At 68.0% G+C, this 17,372-nt stretch carries 17 protein-coding genes; 16 read left to right on the top strand and 1 reads right to left on the bottom strand.

What is annotated here, in order from left to right:
- The first annotated feature begins 125 nt into the window (after nt 1–125).
- From XAN126_RS0122235 to XAN126_RS0122190, 10 genes are all read left to right on the top strand, one after another.
- A complete protein-coding gene (locus tag XAN126_RS0122235) occupies nt 126–1,631 on the top strand; it encodes an FAD-binding oxidoreductase (RefSeq protein WP_024280762.1) in 1,506 nt (501 codons plus the stop codon).
- Complete coding sequence (locus tag XAN126_RS0122230) at nt 1,621–3,177, top strand: xylulokinase (protein ID WP_024280761.1); 1,557 nt, start codon at nt 1,621–1,623, stop codon at nt 3,175–3,177. Before XAN126_RS0122235 ends, XAN126_RS0122230 begins: the two co-directional genes overlap by 11 nt.
- On the top strand, nt 3,170–4,264 hold the full coding sequence (gene ugpC / locus XAN126_RS0122225) for a sn-glycerol-3-phosphate ABC transporter ATP-binding protein UgpC (RefSeq protein ID WP_024280760.1): 1,095 nt from the start codon (nt 3,170–3,172) through the stop codon (nt 4,262–4,264). The genes XAN126_RS0122230 and ugpC overlap by 8 nt, the downstream gene beginning before the upstream one ends.
- A 50-nt stretch (nt 4,265–4,314) precedes the next feature.
- On the top strand, nt 4,315–5,643 hold the full coding sequence (locus tag XAN126_RS0122220; RefSeq protein ID WP_029877595.1) for an extracellular solute-binding protein: 1,329 nt from the start codon (nt 4,315–4,317) through the stop codon (nt 5,641–5,643).
- Nucleotides 5,644–5,817: 174 nt separating this feature from the next.
- On the top strand, nt 5,818–6,678 hold the full coding sequence (locus tag XAN126_RS0122215) for a sugar ABC transporter permease (RefSeq protein ID WP_024280758.1): 861 nt from the start codon (nt 5,818–5,820) through the stop codon (nt 6,676–6,678).
- A gap of 7 nt (nt 6,679–6,685) precedes the next feature.
- Nucleotides 6,686–7,522 carry a carbohydrate ABC transporter permease gene (locus tag XAN126_RS0122210; RefSeq protein WP_024280757.1) on the top strand — a complete coding sequence of 279 codons (837 nt, stop codon included), beginning with the start codon at nt 6,686–6,688 and terminating at the stop codon, nt 7,520–7,522.
- Nucleotides 7,523–7,534: 12 nt separating this feature from the next.
- Entirely contained in the window at nt 7,535–8,311 is a 777-nt protein-coding gene (locus XAN126_RS0122205; protein WP_024280756.1) for an SDR family NAD(P)-dependent oxidoreductase, read from the top strand.
- On the top strand, nt 8,308–9,390 hold the full coding sequence (locus XAN126_RS0122200) for a glycerol dehydrogenase (protein ID WP_024280755.1): 1,083 nt from the start codon (nt 8,308–8,310) through the stop codon (nt 9,388–9,390). Before XAN126_RS0122205 ends, XAN126_RS0122200 begins: the two co-directional genes overlap by 4 nt.
- Nucleotides 9,391–9,445: 55 nt before the next feature.
- Entirely contained in the window at nt 9,446–9,742 is a 297-nt protein-coding gene (locus XAN126_RS0122195) for a GNAT family N-acetyltransferase (protein ID WP_024280754.1), read from the top strand.
- 98 nt (nt 9,743–9,840) lie between these two features.
- The gene (locus XAN126_RS0122190; RefSeq protein ID WP_024280753.1) at nt 9,841–10,737 is read left to right on the top strand and encodes an AraC family transcriptional regulator; all 897 of its coding nucleotides are present in this window, start codon (nt 9,841–9,843) and stop codon (nt 10,735–10,737) included.
- Nucleotides 10,738–10,929: 192 nt separating this feature from the next.
- Here XAN126_RS0122190 and XAN126_RS0122185 read toward each other — a convergent pair whose 3' ends face one another.
- Nucleotides 10,930–11,292: a helix-turn-helix domain-containing protein gene (locus XAN126_RS0122185; protein ID WP_024280752.1), complete on the bottom strand. Its 363-nt coding sequence runs from the start codon at nt 11,290–11,292 to the stop codon at nt 10,930–10,932.
- Between the two features lie 119 nt (nt 11,293–11,411).
- Between XAN126_RS0122185 and XAN126_RS0122180 the strand changes: the two genes are divergently transcribed.
- The 6 genes from XAN126_RS0122180 to XAN126_RS0122155 are packed head-to-tail and all read left to right on the top strand — an operon-like array spanning nt 11,412 to nt 17,357.
- Complete coding sequence (locus tag XAN126_RS0122180) at nt 11,412–12,035, top strand: hydrolase (RefSeq protein ID WP_029877593.1); 624 nt, start codon at nt 11,412–11,414, stop codon at nt 12,033–12,035.
- An 11-nt stretch (nt 12,036–12,046) separates the two neighbouring features.
- Nucleotides 12,047–13,060 (top strand): alpha/beta hydrolase, encoded by a 1,014-nt coding sequence (locus XAN126_RS0122175; protein ID WP_024280750.1) that lies wholly within the window; start codon nt 12,047–12,049, stop codon nt 13,058–13,060.
- Between the two features lie 59 nt (nt 13,061–13,119).
- Nucleotides 13,120–13,407 carry a XapX domain-containing protein gene (locus XAN126_RS0122170; RefSeq protein WP_024280749.1) on the top strand — a complete coding sequence of 96 codons (288 nt, stop codon included), beginning with the start codon at nt 13,120–13,122 and terminating at the stop codon, nt 13,405–13,407.
- Nucleotides 13,408–13,443: 36 nt separating this feature from the next.
- Nucleotides 13,444–15,309 (top strand): amidohydrolase, encoded by a 1,866-nt coding sequence (locus XAN126_RS0122165; protein ID WP_024280748.1) that lies wholly within the window; start codon nt 13,444–13,446, stop codon nt 15,307–15,309.
- A gap of 3 nt (nt 15,310–15,312) precedes the next feature.
- The gene (locus tag XAN126_RS0122160; RefSeq protein WP_024280747.1) at nt 15,313–15,756 is read left to right on the top strand and encodes a DoxX family protein; all 444 of its coding nucleotides are present in this window, start codon (nt 15,313–15,315) and stop codon (nt 15,754–15,756) included.
- Nucleotides 15,753–17,357, top strand: coding sequence for an MFS transporter (locus XAN126_RS0122155; RefSeq protein WP_024280746.1), 1,605 nt, complete (start codon nt 15,753–15,755; stop codon nt 17,355–17,357). Before XAN126_RS0122160 ends, XAN126_RS0122155 begins: the two co-directional genes overlap by 4 nt.
- Nucleotides 17,358–17,372 lie beyond the last annotated feature (15 nt).

Below are 17,372 nucleotides of genomic sequence, written 5' to 3'. Positions count from 1 at the left end.
CCTCCGGCTTTCTCTGACAGCTTTGAACAAACGATTGTTCAAGATCGAAAACGACGATGGGAGGACACCAGCATGGGAGCCCGCAAGGGATCGCATCGCCGTGCCTCTCGCCCAAAGAGGTGCCTATGACCGGTCCAGCTGCCGTCCAAACCAACATCGCCGAAGCTGAAGGTTCCCACGCGCCGGGTGCCGATGCGGGGCTGGTGGAGGCCCTTGCCGCGCTGGTCGGCCGCGACAACGTGCTGACAGGCGAAGAAGACCGGCGCGCCTATGCCCATGACCGCCTGCCCTTCGCCAATTTCCGCGCCCGCTCCGGCCGGCTCGCCGGCGTCATGCCGCGCCTCGCGGTGCGTCCTGGTTCGACGGAAGAGGTGGCCGCCATCGTGCGCCATGCCCGGCAGAACGGTATCCAGCTCATCCCGTTCGGCAACGGCTCCGGCGTGCTGGGCGGGGCCATCCCGCTCGCCCATGAGGTGATGGTGGACCTGCGCCGGCTGGACAGGATCGTCTCGGTCGATCCGCAGAACGCCATGGTCACCGTGGAGGCCGGGATGAACGGCGCCGAGTTCGAGGCGGCGCTGAATGCCGAGGGCTTCACCTGCGGCCACCTCCCGCAATCCATCGAGATTTCGACGGTCGGCGGCTGGGTCGCCTGCCGCGGCGGCGGGCAGGCCTCCAGCCGCTACGGCAAGATCGAGGACATCGTGCTCGGCCTCAAGGCGGTGCTGCCGGACGGCCGCCTGCTGGAGGTGCGCCCGCTCGCTCGCCGCTCGGTGGGCCCCTCCATCCGCGACCTGATGGTGGGTGGCGAAGGCGCCTTCGGCATCATCACCGAGGTCACGCTGCGCATGTGGAAGAAGCCCGAGGTGGAGCGCGGCGTGGTGCTGGCCTTCCCCTCGCTGGAAGCGGCGTGGGAGACCGCCCGCCTCATCATGCAGGCCGAACTGCGCCCGACCATCGCCCGCCTCTACGACGCGGCGGAGAGCGCGGAGCGCACGCAGGGGCTGGAGGCGTTCGCCACGCGGCCCATTCTCGGCATCTTCGCCTTCTCCGGTACCGAGCCGATGGTGAGCGCGGAACAGGAGATGAGCCTTGCCATCGCCAAGGCGCAGGGCGCGGTGATCGCGCCGGAGGGGCCGTACCACCACTGGAAGGAAAACCGCTACGTCGCCTATTCGCAGAAGTGGCAGGCGGCGGGCTATTACAACGACACCATCGAGGTGACGGGCAACTGGTCCGCGCTTCCCGGCATGTATGCCGCCATGGAAGCGGCGGTGCGGGCCATCTACCCGAACATCCAATTCGGTGCGCACTGGTCGCACATCTACCCCGAGGGCGCCTGCCAGTACATGACCATCCGTCTGCCGCCCATGCCGGAAGCCGAGGCGCTGCCGCTCCATGCGCGCCTGTGGGAGGCCATCCAGTCGCTGACGCTGGACCACGGCGGCTCCATCGCCCACCATCACGGCGTCGGCGTGTTCCGCAACCCGTGGCTGGCACGGGAACTGGGCGTCGGCCTTGACGTCCTGCAGGCCATCAAGGACACGCTGGATCCCGGCAACCTCATGAATCCCGGCAAGCTGGGCCTGCGCCCGGCCGCCGGAGCGGTGGACGTGCGCCGTGGCGGCTGATCTCCTCATCGGTATCGATCTCGGCGCGGGGGCGCTGAAGACCAGCGTGATCCGCATCGACGGCACGCTGGCGGGCGAGGCGTCCGCGCCCATCGGCACTTCCGCGCCCTATCCCGGCTGGAGCGAGCAGGACCCGCACGACTGGTGGCGCGCGGTGTGCGAGACCGTGCCCCGCGCGCTCGCCGTCGCCGGCGCGTCGCCGCGGGATGCGCTCGGCATCTCCTTTTCCGCCGGTGCCCATACCCAGGTGCTGGAGGATGCGGACGGCGCGGTGATCCGCCCCGCGATCCTGTGGAACGACCAGCGCTCCGGCCCCGAAACGGCGGACCTGCGCCGGCAATGGGACGACCGCATCCTGGAGATCGGCGCCAACCGCGCCAATCCCACCTGGACCCTGCCGCAGATGCTGTGGCTGCGCCGGCACGAGCCGTCCGCCTTCGCCCGCGTGCGCCGGCTCTACGTGGCGAAGGACTGGCTGCGCTCGCGCCTCACCGGCACCTGGGAGACGGACACCATCGACGCCGTCGGCACGCTGATGGCCGATGCCACAACCGGCGGCTGGTCGCCCGAATTGTGCGCCATGATCGGCTGGCCCTTGGAGACGCTGCCGCCCATCGTGGCGCCGAAGACCGTGGTGGGCACCGTGACGGCGGAAGCCGCGCGGCAGACGGGCCTTGCCGAGGGCACGCCCGTGGTGTGCGGCACCTCCGACACGGCGGCCGAGACCTATGGCGCGGGCATGACGGGCGAGGGGCTCGGCGTGGTGAAGCTCGCCACGGCGGCGACGGTGAGCGTGCTCTCGCGCCATCCGAGGCCGGACTTCACCGTCATCAACTACCCCCACATCATGCCGGACCACTGGTATGTGATCGCGGCGACCAATTCCTGCGCCTCGGCCCACAAATGGCTGCGCGACACCTTTTTCAAGCGCGCGGGCGAGGATGGGGGCGCGGTGTTCACCGAGATGGACCGGCTTGCCGCCGCCGTGCGGCCGGGGGCGGAGGGCCTGTTCTTCCATCCCTATCTCAACGGCGAGCGCAGCCCCCATTGGGACCCGCTGCTGCGGGCGGATTTCGTGGGCATCGGCTTCAACCACGGGTCGGGCCACTTCGTGCGGGCGCTCTATGAGGGTATCGCCTATTCGCTGAAGGACTGCCTCGTCGCCCTGCGCGCCAAAGGGCTGGACTTCTCCACCGCGCGCCTCACCGGCGGCGGGGCGAAGAGCGCCCTGTGGCGGCAGATCGTGGCCGACGTGCTGGATGTGAAGGTGGAGCTGCCCGCGGTGGCGGAAGCCTCCTTCGGCGCAGCGCTGCTGGCTGGCGTCGGCGTCGGGGCGTATGCCGACGAAGCGGATGCGGCGCGGCGCGTCGCCATCGTCTCCACCGCCACGCCCGATCCCGAGCGCGCGGCGCTCTATGCCCGCGGGCACGGACTCTATTGCGAGATCCAGGCGGCGCTCGCCCCGATCAACCACCGCATCCACGCCTTCGTCGAGGACGAGCGATCCATCGCCGCCGCGCGCCCGGAGCAGGTCACCCATGGCTGAAGTCAGGCTCAACACCGTCCGCAAGGCCTATGGCGGCCAGGTGGCCGTGCATGGGGTGGACCTCCATATCCGCGACGGTGAGTTCGTGGTGTTCCTCGGCCCGTCCGGCTGTGGCAAGTCCACGACGCTCCGCATGATCGCGGGGCTGGAGGAGATCACCACCGGCACCATCGAGATCGGCGGGCGCGACGTGACGCGCCTTGAGCCGAAGGACCGGAACATCGCCATGGTGTTCCAGAACTATGCGCTCTACCCGCACAAGACCATCTACGAGAACCTCGCCTTCGGCCTGCGCATGCGCAAGATGGACCGGGCGGAGATCGACCGGCGGGTGAAGTCCGCCTCCGCCATGCTGGGGCTCGACCCCTATCTGGAGCGCAAGCCCAAGCAGCTGTCGGGCGGGCAGATGCAGCGCGTGGCGCTGGGCCGGGCACTGGTGCGCGACCCTGACGTGTTCCTGCTCGACGAGCCGCTCTCCAACCTCGACGCGAAGCTGCGCGTGCGGATGCGCGAGGAGATCGCCCGGCTGCACCAGGAGGTGGGAACCTCCATGGTCTACGTCACCCACGACCAGGTGGAGGCGATGACGCTCGCCAACCGCATCCTGATCATGCGCGACGGCCATGTGCAGCAGGTGGGCGCGCCGCTGGAGGTCTACGACCGGCCGGCGAACCTGTTCGTGGCCGGCTTCATCGGCTCGCCCGAGATGAACCTCATCGAGGGGCATCTGGAGCGCGGCACGCTACGCGCCGGCGCCCTCACCATCGAGCTGCCGCCGGGCGTCGCCGCCGCCGAGGGCACACCGCTGGTGCTGGGCGTGCGGCCCGAGCATATCGGCGTCGGCGAGGCGCCGGGCGCGCACGCCTTCCAGGTGGCGGTGATCGAGCAACTCGGCGCGCAGACGCTTTGCATCGGCGAGGTGGCGGGCGTGCGCCTGCGCGTGATGCTGGACCGCACCGATGCCGTGCGCAGCGGCACGATACTGCCCATTCAGTTCCGGCCCGGCCGGCTGCATGTCTTCTCCAAGGAAACCGGAGCGCGGATCAACCGCGCCGAAGCGGACCTGGGCCAGCGCCCCGCCGCCTGAATTTGCCGAGTGAAAACAAGAACGCAGAACAAGACGATCGGGAGAACGCCATGGACGAGATCAAGAAGGACGGGCTGTCACGCCGGACCCTATTGAAGGGCGCCGGAGCCTTGAGTGCCGGCATCGCCGCGGGTGGGCTCGCAGCCCCCGCCGTGGTGCGCGCGCAGGGCACCAAGACCATCCGCTTCCTCAATGCCGAGACCTCCATCGACAGTATCCGCGCGCTGAAGGTGGCGGCGGCCGAATACGAGAAGCAGTTCGGCACCAAGGTGGTGGTGGATTCCGTTCCGCTGGACGGCATCTTCACCAAGGTGACCACGTCGCTGCGCGGCGGCACGCCCTATGACATCGCCACCTTCGCCTTCATCGGCCACGTGCTGATCCTCGCCTCCGAGGGGCAGCTGATGCCGCTCAACGAGCTGACGGACAAGTACAAGTGGGGGCCGAACATCCTGTTCCCGGTGGACGGGAAGGTCTACTGGTATCCCTACGACTACAACCTCGCCTGGATCTATTACCGCAAGGATCTCTACGAGAAAAACAAGCTCGACGTGCCGAAGACCTGGGACGGCTTCCTGAAAAACAGCCAGGCGCTCAACGGCGACGGCACGTCCGGCTCCCTGTTCCCCATCGGCTCGAACGGCGCCACCAACTGGCTCTCCCCCGGCTTCATGTGGGCCGAGGGTGTCCAGCTGTTCGACGACAAGTGGAACATCATCTTCGACAATGCGGACATGGCGCCGCGCGCGAGCCGCTATCTCGACTTCTTCGGCGATCTCTACAAGACCATGCCGTCCGGCACCAGCCAGGCGAGCTTCGGCGAGGTGCTGTCGAACTTCACTTCGGGCAAGGTGGCGCACACCGCCTATGCCGGCCGCATCATCGAGGTGCTGGAGCGCAACAACCCCGCGCTCGCCGACAAGTACGGCATCATGCCCTACATGGATTCCGCCGGGAAGCACCAGGCGGTGAATCACGGCTATGACGGCTGGGTGGTGCTGAAGACGCCCCAGTCCGACGAGGCCATGAAGTTCATGAAGTGGTTCACGGAGAACCAGTACATCAACTTCCTGCACACCGCCCCGCTGCACTTCCAGCCGCCGCGCCTCGATGTCTATGACGATGCGCGCTGGCGGGCTCATCCGCTCATCGAGAAGCACAATGCGGCCGTGGAGATGATGAAGTCGTTCCTCACCGACAAGAACATGATCCTCACCTCCATCGACACCCAGGGCCCGTCGCCGAGCCTGAAGCCCGGCAAGATCTTCGAGGCCTTCGTGTTCCCGGAGATGCTCCAGAACAAGGTGCTGAAGGGCATGTCCTCCGCCGAGTGCGTGAAGACCGCGGCCGACCGCATGCGGCAGGTCACCCCTTCGTGAGCGGTCATCGCCACATGATTGCGTCCTGAGGGTTTCGTCCGAAGACGCAAGGCCGGCAGGCTCTGCCCTGATCGTGGCCTGCCGGCCATTCCTTCCACACAGTTCCGGCCCTCAGGCCGGGCGTTTCCGTGCTGGCCCTGACGGGTCACAAGCCGCTCCAGCGAGGCGCCGCAGGTGAGCTCCAAAGCGACGATCTATTCCTTCCTCATCCTGGGCCTCGCCGTGACCGCGCTGCTCATCGTGGCGCCGGTGGTCTATGCGGTGTCGCTGAGCTTCTACCAGATGGATTCCTTCGTCGGCGCGCCCAAATGGGCCGGGCTCGACAATTACACGCGCATGCTGTCGCAATGGGTGTTCTGGCGCGCGCTCATCAACGGGTTCATCTATTCGTTCGGCACCATCGTCTTCCAGGTGGTGCTGGGCATCGGCTTCGCGCTGGTACTCAACCAGGTCTTCCCCGGCCGCAATATCGTGCGCGGCCTTTCCATCCTGCCCTACCTGCTGCCGACCGTGGTGGTGGTACTGACCTTCAAATGGATGGTGGACGGCTCCATCGGCGTCCTCACCACCATGATGTCCGCCGTCGGCCTGCCACAGGTGCAGTGGTTCGAGAGCCCGGGCGCGGCCATGGCGTCGGTAATCCTGGTGAGCGTGTGGATGTGGACGCCCTTCGTCACCACCACCTTCCTCGCCGCGCTGCAGACGGTGCCGTCCTCGCTCTACGAGGCGGCGAAGGTGGATGGCACGAACGCCGTGCAGCGCTTCTTTCACATCACCCTGCCAATGCTGAAGCCGATCCTGACCGTGATCGTGCTGCTGCGCGCGGTGTGGATGTTCAACAAGTTCGACGTCATCTGGCTGCTCACACAGGGCGGCCCTGTGGGCGCTACGGAGCACCTCGCCATCCTCTCCTATCGCCAGGCCTTCGGGCAGTTCGACATCGGCGGCGGCGCGGCGGTGGCGACCATTTCCTTCGCCATCCTCTCGCTGGTGGTGTTCATCTATTTCCGCCTGTTCCCGCTCGATACGGAGTGATGCCGCGATGTCCCGCGCCCCCCGCTCGCTCGCCGGCCGCATCGCACTTTATGGCGCCGCAACGCTGATCGCGGTCTATTCGGCCTTCCCCATCTACTGGATGGTGGTGTCCTCCACCCGCGCGCCGCAGGCGCTGATCAATTCCACGTCGCTGCTGCCGGGCCCGTTCACCTGGGAATACTATACCAACCTTCTGGAGCTGACGGATTATCCCACCCAGTTCCTGAACTCGCTCATCGTCGCGGCGGTGACGGTGGCGGTGACCATGGTGTTCTCGATCATGATCGCCTATGCGGTCACGCGCCACCGCATCCGCGGCAAGGGGCTCATCGTGGGGGCGATGCTCTACGCCTACATGTTCCCGCCGCTGCTCATCGCCATTCCCATGTTCTCCATCTTCGCCAAGCTCGGTCTCGGCGACACGCTGGCGAGCGTCATCGTCTCCCACCTCACCCTCACGCTGCCGCTCGGCGTGTGGTTCCTGTGGGGCTTCTTCAAGAGCATGCCGTTCGAATTGGAGGAGGCGGCCATGGTGGATGGCTGCACGCGGCTCGGCGCCTTCCTGCGGGTGGTGCTGCCGCTGTCGCTGCCGGGGCTCATCACGGTGGCCATCTTCTCCTTCCTCCTGTCGTGGACGGACTACACCTACGCCCTCATCATGATCGGCTCCGACGCCAACAAGACCGTTCCGGTGGGGCTCGCCTCCATGGTCGGCTCGTTTGATCTGCGCTGGGGCGAGATCATGGCCGGCTCCACCCTCATCGCTTTGCCGCTGTTCGGCGCCTTCGCCTTGCTGAGCCAATACTTCATCCAGGGGCTCGGCGCGGGCGCGGTGAAGGGCTGATCGGAGACCAAGATGGATCTGGGATTGAAAGGGCGGGTCGCCCTTGTCACCGGCGCGGCGCGCGGCATCGGCCGGGCGGAGGCGCTGGGGCTCGCCGCCGAGGGCGCGTGCATCGTCATCAACGACATCGATGCGGACGCCGCCGCCCGCTGCGCCGAGGAGCTGCGGCAGGCCGGGCACGAGGCGGCGGCAGCGCCGGGCGACGTGGCCGACGAGGCGGGTGCGGCCGGCGTGGTGGCAGCGGCGGCGGTCGCCTTCGGGCGGCTCGATATTCTCGTGAACAATGCCGGGGCCGGCGGGCGCCATCTCGGGCGGCGTGTGGCGGAGATGGAGATCGACGACTTCGACATCATCGTCTCCACCCACCTGCGCAGCACCTTCCTGTGCAGCAAACACGCTATTCCGCTGATGCGCGCGAACGGTTTCGGCCGCATCGTCAACACCTCGTCCATGAACGTCACCGGCGGCGGGCGGCCGGGCGTCGCCAATTATTCGGCGGCCAAGGCTGGCGTGCTCGGCTTCACCCGCACGGTGGCGAAGGAGGTGGGGGCGGACGGCATCACCGTGAACGCCATCGCCCCCGGCTATGTGGCCACCGATTTCATCGCCACCTTCTCGCCGGAGAAGCGGGCGGTGATCACCGGACAGAATCCCGTCGGCCGCTTCTGCCAGCCGGAGGAGGTGGGCGCGCTCGTCGCCTTCCTGTGCTCCACGCACGCGGCCTTCATCAACGGCGCCTTGATCTGCATGGATGGCGGCAAGCGCGATTTCCACTGGGGTGACGCATGAGCGTGCGCGCGTTCGGGTCTCCGGCCCGCTACATCCAGGGGCCGGACGCCCTGAGTGAACTGGGCGCGCTCGTGCGCCTGCACGGCCGCCGGCCCTTCGTGGTGGCCGATGCCATCGTGATGGATCTGCTCGGGGCGCGCCTGAAGGCCGCGATGGCTGAGGCCGAAGCGGTCACCTTCGCCACCTTCGGCGGGGAATGCACGGCGGCGGAGATCGACAAGCTGGCCGCATCCGCGCGGGCGGCGGGCGCGGACGTGGTGATCGGTGTCGGCGGCGGCAAGGCCATCGACACCGCCAAGGGCGTGCGCATCGCGCTGCGCACGCCGCTCGTGATCGTGCCGACCATCGCCTCCAACGACAGCCCCACCTCCCGCCTCGTGGTGGTCTACACCGCCGAGCACGTGCTGAGCGAAGTGCGGCTGATGGATGCCAATCCCGATGCGGTACTGGTGGATACGTCCGTCATCGTCCAGGCGCCGGCGCGCTTCTTCGTGGCGGGCATCGGCGATGCCCTGTCCAAGAAGTTCGAGGTGGAGCAGTGCGCCGCCGCCGGCGGGCTGAATTTCTTCAAGGGCCGCCCCACCACGCTCGCCGTCACTATCGCCGAGGCCTGCTACCGTGCCATCCGCGCGGATGGCGAGGCGGCGGTGGCCGCCGTCGCCCGCAAGACGGCGGACGAAGCGGTGGAGCGCGTGGTGGAGGCGACCATCCTCCTCTCCGGCCTTGCCTTCGAGAGCGGGGGCCTGTCCATCGCCCATTCGCTGACCCGTGGCTTCTCCACGGTGCCGGAGGTGGCGCGCGCGCTGCATGGCGAGCAGGTGGCCCTCGGGCTTCTGGTGCAATTGCTGGCGGAAGGCCGGGACGCCGATTTCATGGCGGACATGCTGGCCTTCTACGCCCGCCTCAACCTGCCGCGCGCGCTGGAGGATTTCGGCGTCGAGACCGAGGCCGTGGTGGACGGCATCGTTTCCGTGTCCTGGGAGACAGCGCCCTATATTCGCAACTTCGTGCAGCCGCTGTCCAAGGAGCAGCTCGCAGACGCGTTCCGCACGCTCGCGGGCTTGAGGCGCGCCGAGTGAACTGATGGGATAGCATCGCCGTTATGGTGGGAGCAGCACCACCGACGGAGGCAAGATGAGCGACGCCAGCCACGAGATACAGCGCGAGGAGGGGCCGGGCGGAGGCCGTTATGTCATCCGCCTCGGCGGTGGTGCGGAAGCGGAACTGAGCTACCAGCGCTGCGGCGACGGCCCGTTCGTCGTCACCCATACGGGCGTGCCGCCGGCCTTCGAGGGACGCGGCATCGCCGCGCGTCTGGTGGATGCCCTCATCGCCGATGCCCGCGCGGAAGGTTTCAAGATCACCCCGCTGTGTTCATACGTCGCCACGCAGTTCCGCCGCCATCCCGGGTGGCAGGATCTGCGGGCGTAGGCCTCGCGCGCGCTGGCGGGTGTGGGCGGCGGCGGATTTCCCGCTGTCCCGCTTCTGGTGTAGGTTCGCGCACCAGCAAGCCAGCCCCGAGGCTTCAGATGGTCCGTTTAGACACGGCGGCACCCGGCGGAATCACCCGACGCGACAGTCTCGGCTGTTCCGTCGCCGCGCTGGAAGACGAGAGGGAGCTGGTCGGCACCGGCTTCGTCGTCTACCGCAAGCAGCATGATGGCGCGGTCACCAGCCGCGTCGAGACCCCGCCGAGCGGCCGTGGCCTGCTGATGGGTGTTGCCCTCTCCGGCGGGCACCGCCGCCGCATCTTCGGCGACGGCGCGGCGACCGCCTACGATTTCGAGCCGGACAGCTGCTATGCCCGCTCCTTCTCCGACACCTATCGCGCCGACATCGAGACGGGGTTCGACTTCTTCCTGCTGGAGATCTCCCACGCGGCGCTGCACCAGACCTTCAGCGAGATGGGCCTGCCGCTGGCGGAGTGCGTCTCCTGCACGCCTGGCACGCAAGACCCTGTGCTGGCGCACCTCTCTCGGGCGCTTCTGCCCATGCTCGATGCGCCGGAGCGGCAGGTGCCTCTGTTCCTGGATCAGGTGGTCTCGGCCATCCAGACCCATCTCGCCACGCGCTATCACGGCGCTGCGGTGCGCATTCCCGGCGGTCTCTCGCCACGCCAGTTCGCCATCGCCAAGGAGCGGCTCGCCGCGGGGCTCGACGGCAACGTGCTGATCTCCGACATCGCTACCGCCTGCGGCGTCTCGCGCGGCCATTTCATCAAGTGCTTCAGGGATGAAACGGGGCTCACGCCCTACCAGTGGATGCTTCACCTGCGGGTGGAGCGGGCGCGGGACCTCATCGTCGGCTCCCGGCTGCCGCTGGCGGATATCGCCATCATCTGCGGATTTTCCGACCAGAGCCACATGACGCGCACCTTCACGCGCCTCACCGGGTCGGCTCCGGGCCTGTGGCGGCGCGGCCATTGAGCGAGCGGGGGCGCCTTCGGGAAATCCCATCGTTCAAGGATGCGGGCTTTTCGGCAAGACGGGCTCCAGCTGCAACGCCATAGTCCGCCCCATCAGCCCCGCTTCGGGCCTTCCGGCAAGGGATCGAACCGATGAGCACTGCCTCGCTCAAGTTCTCCACATGCTGCGATCCACCGCTAAGGGTGGGTGCGGTCAGCGCTCGTTAGTCAGCGCGCCCACCGTGCCTTCCAGGTACAGCGCAGATTCCGCCTGCACCAGAAGAAGGTCGATGGCGCGACCCGAGTCCGTCAGCCTGTATTCCACCTGACGGACCCGCCCCTCGATCTCCCGACGTGTCACATATCCCCCGGCCTCAAGTGCCTTGAGCCGGGCAGAGAGAACGCGCGCCGAAATCGGCCCCGGCAAGCTTCGCCGGAGCTGCCCGAACCGCAACGTGCCGTGGCGCGACAGTACCGCGACCACATGAGCCATCCACTCCTGAGCGAAGAACTTCAGGAGAGGCTCGGCCATGCACGCCTTGTCTGCCTGAGGATCGATCTTGTCTTGGAAATTCATGGATGTGCCCGGTATCCCGCCGGTAACTAATGGTCTCAGCCCGTAACGGGCGCTAGCTTTGCCCCGGCTTTCACACAGGAGATGCAACCGTGCCCCACGCTGTCGCCGCCCCCGGCAGTATGCTTCTTTCGCCGAAGGATCATACGCTCATCATGATCGACTTTCAGTCGCAAATGTCCTTCGCGACCAAGTCCATCGACGCCGTGAATCTGCGCAACAACGCGGCTCTGGTCGCCCGCGCCGCCGCCGGCTTCGGGGTGTCCACCATCCTCACCACGGTGGCCGAGAAGAGCTTCTCCGGCCCCATGTTCTCCGAGATCACCGAGGCGTTTCCGGGCGAGAAACTGCTCGACCGCACCTCCATGAACACCTGGGAGGATGAAGCCGTCATCGCCCGTGTCAACGAGATCGGCAAGGGCCGCATCGTGCTCTCCGGCCTTTGGACCGGCGTGTGCATCGTCGGTCCGGCCCTCTCCGCCCTCGAGCAGGGCTTTGAAGTCTACGTGATCGCCGACGCCTGCGGCGACGTCTCCGACGAGGCGCACGAGCGCGCCATGGAGCGGATGATCCAGGCCGGCGCGCGGCCCATGACCTCGCTGCAGTATCTGCTGGAGCTTCAGCGCGACTGGGCCCGCACCGAGACCTACGAGATGACCACCGGCATCGCCAAGACCTACGGCGGCGCCTACGGCCTCGGCATCATCTACGCCAAGACCATGTTCGGCGCCTCCGAAGCCCACTGAGGTCCGAAACCATGACCGAAAATGATGCACCGGGCGGCGACCGCCTCCCGGAACAGATTCCCCTTGTCTCGCGCCGGACCGTGCTCGGTGTTGGCGCCACCGCGGCTCTCGCCGCCGCCCTCGGCCTCGACGTTCCCGTCGCGGCCTTCGCAGCCTCCCACCCCGCAGCCTCCCACCCCGACGGAGTTCAACCCATGCCCAGCGTCACCACCAAGGACGGCGTCGAGATCTTCTACAAGGACTGGGGTCCGAAGACCGCCCGGCCCATCGTCTTCCACCATGGCTGGCCCCTGTCCTCGGACGACTGGGACGCGCAGCTCCTGTTCTTCGTGAACAACGGCTATCGCGTGGTCGCCCACGACCGCCGCGGCCACGGCCGCTCCACCCAGGTGAGCGACGGTCACGACATGGACCACTACGCCGCCGACGCCGCGGCGGTGATGGACCATCTCGACCTCAAGAACGCCGTGCATATCGGCCATTCCACCGGCGGCGGCGAGGCGCTGCACTACACCGTGAAGTATGGCAAGGCGCGCGTCGCGAAGTTGGTGCTGATCGGCGCCGTGCCGCCCATCATGCTGAAGACCGAGTCCAATCCCGGCGGCCTGCCCATGGAAGTCTTCGACGGCTTCCGCAAGGCACTCGCCGCCAACCGCGCCCAGTTCTTCCTCGACGTGCCCACAGGCCCCTTCTACGGCTTCAACCGGCCCGGCGCGCAGGTCTCCCAGGGCGCCATCTGGAACTGGTGGCGGCAGGGCATGACCGGCGGCGCCAAGGCCCACTACGACGGCATCAAGGCCTTCTCCGAGACCGATTTCACCGCCGATCTCAAGGCCTGCGAGGTGCCCACCCTCGTGATGCACGGCGATGACGACCAGATCGTCCCCATCGCCGACAGCGCGCTCCTCTCCGCCAAGCTGCTGAAGCACGGCACGCTGAAGGTCTATCCCGGCTATCCGCACGGTATGTGCACCACCCATGCGGACGTGATCAACGCCGACCTCCTCGCCTTCATCAAGGCGTGACCCCATCCGGCGCCGGCCTTCCCCCGGCCGGCGCCGGCTCCTGCATTTGCGGAGGGCGCATGAAGCTCTATCTCGCCTCGCTTGGCGCGGGCCTTCTGGTCGGCATCGTCTACAGCCTCATCAACGTGCGCTCCCCGGCACCGCCGGTGGTGGCGCTGCTGGGGCTGCTCGGCATCCTCGTGGGCGAGCAGATCCTGCCCGTCGCCCGCCATCTGATGAACGGCGATGGCCTCGCCCGCGCCATCGGCCTCGCCGACTGCAAGGACCATGTGCTCGGCCAGCTGCCGGGCCGGCGGGACGCGGCCGAGCCGAGCCCCCCGGGCGACACAAACCCTCCGAAATCCTGAGCTTTCCTGACGCCCCGCACACAGAAGGCGCGCACCATGAGCGAGATCGCCGACCTCATCCTGTTCAACGGCAAGATGACCACCCTCGACCGCACCAATCCCACGGCGGAGGCGGTGGCGGTGCGCGACGGCGTGATCATGTTCGCCGGCCCCACCAACGAAGCCATGCGGCTCGCCGGGACGACGACGAAGATCATCGATGTGGGTGGCCGGCGCGTGATCCCGGGCCTCATCGACAGCCACATGCACATCATCCGGGGCGGGTTGAACTACAATATGGAGCTGCGCTGGGACGGCGTGCGCTCGCTCGCTGACGCCATGGACATGCTGAAGCGCCAGGTGGCCGTCACGCCCGCCCCGCAATGGGTGCGCGTGGTGGGCGGCTTCACCGAGCACCAGTTCGCCGAGAAGCGCCTGCCGACGCTGGAGGAGATCAACGCGGTCTCCCCGGACACGCCGGTCTTCATCCTGCACCTCTATGACCGCGCCCTGCTGAATGCGGCCGCCTTGCGCGTGGTGGGCTACACCAAGGACACGCCCGATCCGCCCGCCGGCGAGATCATCCGCGATGCCCACGGCAATCCCACCGGCCTGCTGGTGGCGAAGCCCAACGCCACCATCCTCTATGCGACGCTGGCCAAGGGGCCGAAGCTGCCGCCCGAATACCAGAAGAACTCAACCCGCCACTTCATGCGCGAGGTGAACCGCCTCGGCGTTACCTCCGTCATCGATGCGGGCGGCGGCTTCCAGAACTATCCGGAAGACTATTCCGTCATCGAGGAGTTGCACCGCGAGGGGAACCTCACCGTGCGCATCGCCTACAACCTCTTCACCCAGAAGCCGAAGTCGGAACTGGCGGACTTCGCCGGCTGGTCGAAGACCGTCACGCCGGGGCAGGGCGACGACCTCTATCGCCACAATGGCGCGGGCGAGATGCTGGTTTATTCCGCCGCCGACTTCGAGGACTTCCAGGTGGCGCGGCCGGACCTTCCCGGCGCGATGGAGGGCGACCTCGAGCCGGTGGTGCGGCTGCTGGCCGAGAACCGCTGGCCGTTCCGCCTGCACGCCACCTATGACGAGACCATCTCGCGCGCCCTCGACGTGTTCGAGAAGGTCGATTCCGACGTCCCGCTCAAGGGCCTCAACTGGTTCTTCGACCATGCGGAGACCATCACCGACCGCAACATCGACCGCATCGCGGCGCTGGGCGGCGGCATCGCCGTGCAACACCGCATGGCCTATCAGGGCGAATATTTCGTCGATCGCTACGGCGCCAAGGCGGCCGAGCGCACCCCGCCCATCCGCCGCATGCTGGAGGCCGGCATTCCGGTGGGCGCGGGGACGGATGCCACCCGCGTAGCCTCCTACAATCCCTGGATCTCGCTCTCCTGGCTGGTGACGGGCCGAACGCTCGGCGGGCTCTCCCTCTATCCGCCGGCGAACCGGCTGGACCGGGAAGATGCGCTGAGATTGTGGACCGAGGCCAACACCTGGTTCTCCAGCGAGCCGGGCAAGAAGGGGCAGATCAAGGACGGCCAGCTCGCCGATCTGGTGGTGCTTTCGGACGACTATTTCTCCGTCTCCGAGGATCGCATCCAGGACATCACCTCCGTCCTCACCTTGCTCGGCGGCGTGCCGGTGCATGGGGATGGCGCCTTCCGCGATCTCGCCCCGCCGCTGCCGCCGGCCATGCCGGACTGGTCGCCGGTGCGCACCTTCGGTGGCTACCAACCCCGCAAGGCGGACAGTGCGCAGAAATACGCCTTCGCCGCCGCCTGCGGCTGCGCCAAGGCCTGCGGCGTCCACGGTCATGCCCATGCCGGGGCGTGGGGCGCGAGCGTGCCTGTGGGAGACCAGCAGAGCTTCTTCGGCGCGCTGGGCTGCGCCTGCTGGGCGTTCTGAGGGATGGGACCGGACATTCCCGACCGCCTCGCAGCGTCCATCAGGCCGTTTCTGTCGCCGCGCCCGGTGCGGGCGTTCGCGTTGCTCGCGCTGACCTCGGCCTATCTGCAGGGCGGCCTCACGAAGGCGCTGGATTTCCCGAGCGCCGTCGCGGAGATGACCCATTTCGGCCTCGCCCCCGCGGCCCCGCTCGCCGCCGCCGTTATCGCACTGGAGATCATCGCGCCGATCATGGTGCTCTCCGGCCTGCTGCGCTGGGCCGGGGCGATGGCACTCGCCGCATTCACGGTCGCGGCGAGCCTGCTCGCCAACCGTTTCTGGGGCATGGCGGGAGCCGAGCGGTTCGCCGCCGCCAACGCCTTCTTCGAGCATCTCGGCCTCGCCGGGGCCTTCGTGCTGGTGGCGTGGTACGATCTTGCGGGCAAAACGGAGGGACAGCGAGCATGAGCGAAAATCCCCCATCCCCGCCGTTCACCCCCGGTGCCTTCGCGCCCCTGAAGGGGCCGGTCTTCGCCGTGCTGTGGGTGGCGACCGTGCTTGGCAACACGGGCAGCTTCATGCGCGACGTGGCCAGCGCGTGGATCGTCACGGACCTGTCCGCCTCGCCCGCCGCCGTGGCGACCATCCAGGCGGCGGCCATGCTGCCGGTGTTCCTGCTCGCCATGCCGGCCGGGGTGCTTTCCGACATCCTTGACCGGCGGCGCTTTCTCATCGCCATCCAGATCGGGCTGGCGTGCGTCAGCGGCGCCCTGATGCTGCTGTCGCTCACCGGGCTGATGACGGTGTCCTCGCTGATCGCGCTCACCTTTCTCGGCGGCATCGGCGCGGCGCTGATGGCGCCCACCTGGCAGTCCATCGTGCCGGAGCTGGTGCCGCGGTCGGACCTGAAGAGCGCGGTGGCGCTCAACTCGCTCGGCATCAACATTTCCCGCTCCATCGGCCCGGCGCTGGGCGGTGTGCTGCTCGCCGCCTTCGGCGCGGCGGTGACCTATGGGGCGGACGTGGCGAGCTACGTCTTCGTGATCGCCGCCCTTGTCTGGTGGCGCCGGCCCGCGACCCCGCAGGACGAACTGGGCGAGCGCTTCCCCGGCGCCTTCCGTGCCGGGCTGCGCTATGCGCGGTCGAGCAAGGAGATGCATGTCGTCCTCCTGCGCTCGGCCTTCTTCTTCGCCTTCGCCAGCGCGGTCTGGGCGCTGTTGCCGCTGGTCGCGCGCGGGCTGCTCAAGGGGGATGCGGCCTATTACGGCCTGCTGCTCGGGTCGGTGGGTGTCGGCGCCATCGGCGGGGCGCTGCTGATGCCGCGGCTGCGCGGCCGCCTGTCGGCGGACGGGCTCATCCTCGCCGCTTCGCTCGTCACCGCCGTGGCGACGGTCGCCCTTGCGCTGGCTCCGCCGCGCTGGCTGGCGGTGCCCATCCTGCTCGCCATGGGCGCGGCATGGATCACCGCGCTGACGACGCTGAACGCAACGGCCCAGTCCATCCTGCCCAACTGGGTGCGGGGGCGGGCGCTCGCCGTCTATCTCACGGTCTTCAACGGCGCGATGGCGGGCGGCAGCATCGCCTGGGGCCTCGTGGCGCAGGCGGTGGGGCTGCAGGCGGCGCTGGTGATCGCGGCCGGCGGTCTCGCGGTGGTCGGCCTCATCATGCACCGCGTGCCGCTGCCCGCGGGCGAGGCCGATCTGACGCCCTCCATGCACTGGCCCGAGCCGGCCATGGCCGAGCCCATCCCCAACGACCGGGGGCCGGTGCTGATCCTGATCGAGTACCGGGTGGCGCGGGCGGACCGGGAAGCCTTCCTGAAGGCGTTGGAGCGCCTTTCTGCCGCCCGGCGCCGGGATGGGGCGTATGCCTGGGGCATCAGCGAGGATTCCGCCAATCCGGAGGAAATGCTGGAGTGGTTCATGGTGGAATCCTGGGCCGAGCACCGGCGCCAGCATCGCCGGGTCTCCCGTGCCGATGCCGATGTGCAGGCGGAGGTGCTGTCGTTCCACCAGGGCGATGCGCCGCCGGTGGTGCGCCACTGGATCGGGGTCGATCCGCCGCGATAGGGCGGGATCAGGACG

Source organism: Xanthobacter sp. 126 (assembly GCF_000526175.1).
GTDB classification, from domain to species: Bacteria; Pseudomonadota; Alphaproteobacteria; order Rhizobiales; family Xanthobacteraceae; genus Xanthobacter; species Xanthobacter aminoxidans.
This window is presented reverse-complemented; position numbering and strand designations above follow the sequence as displayed.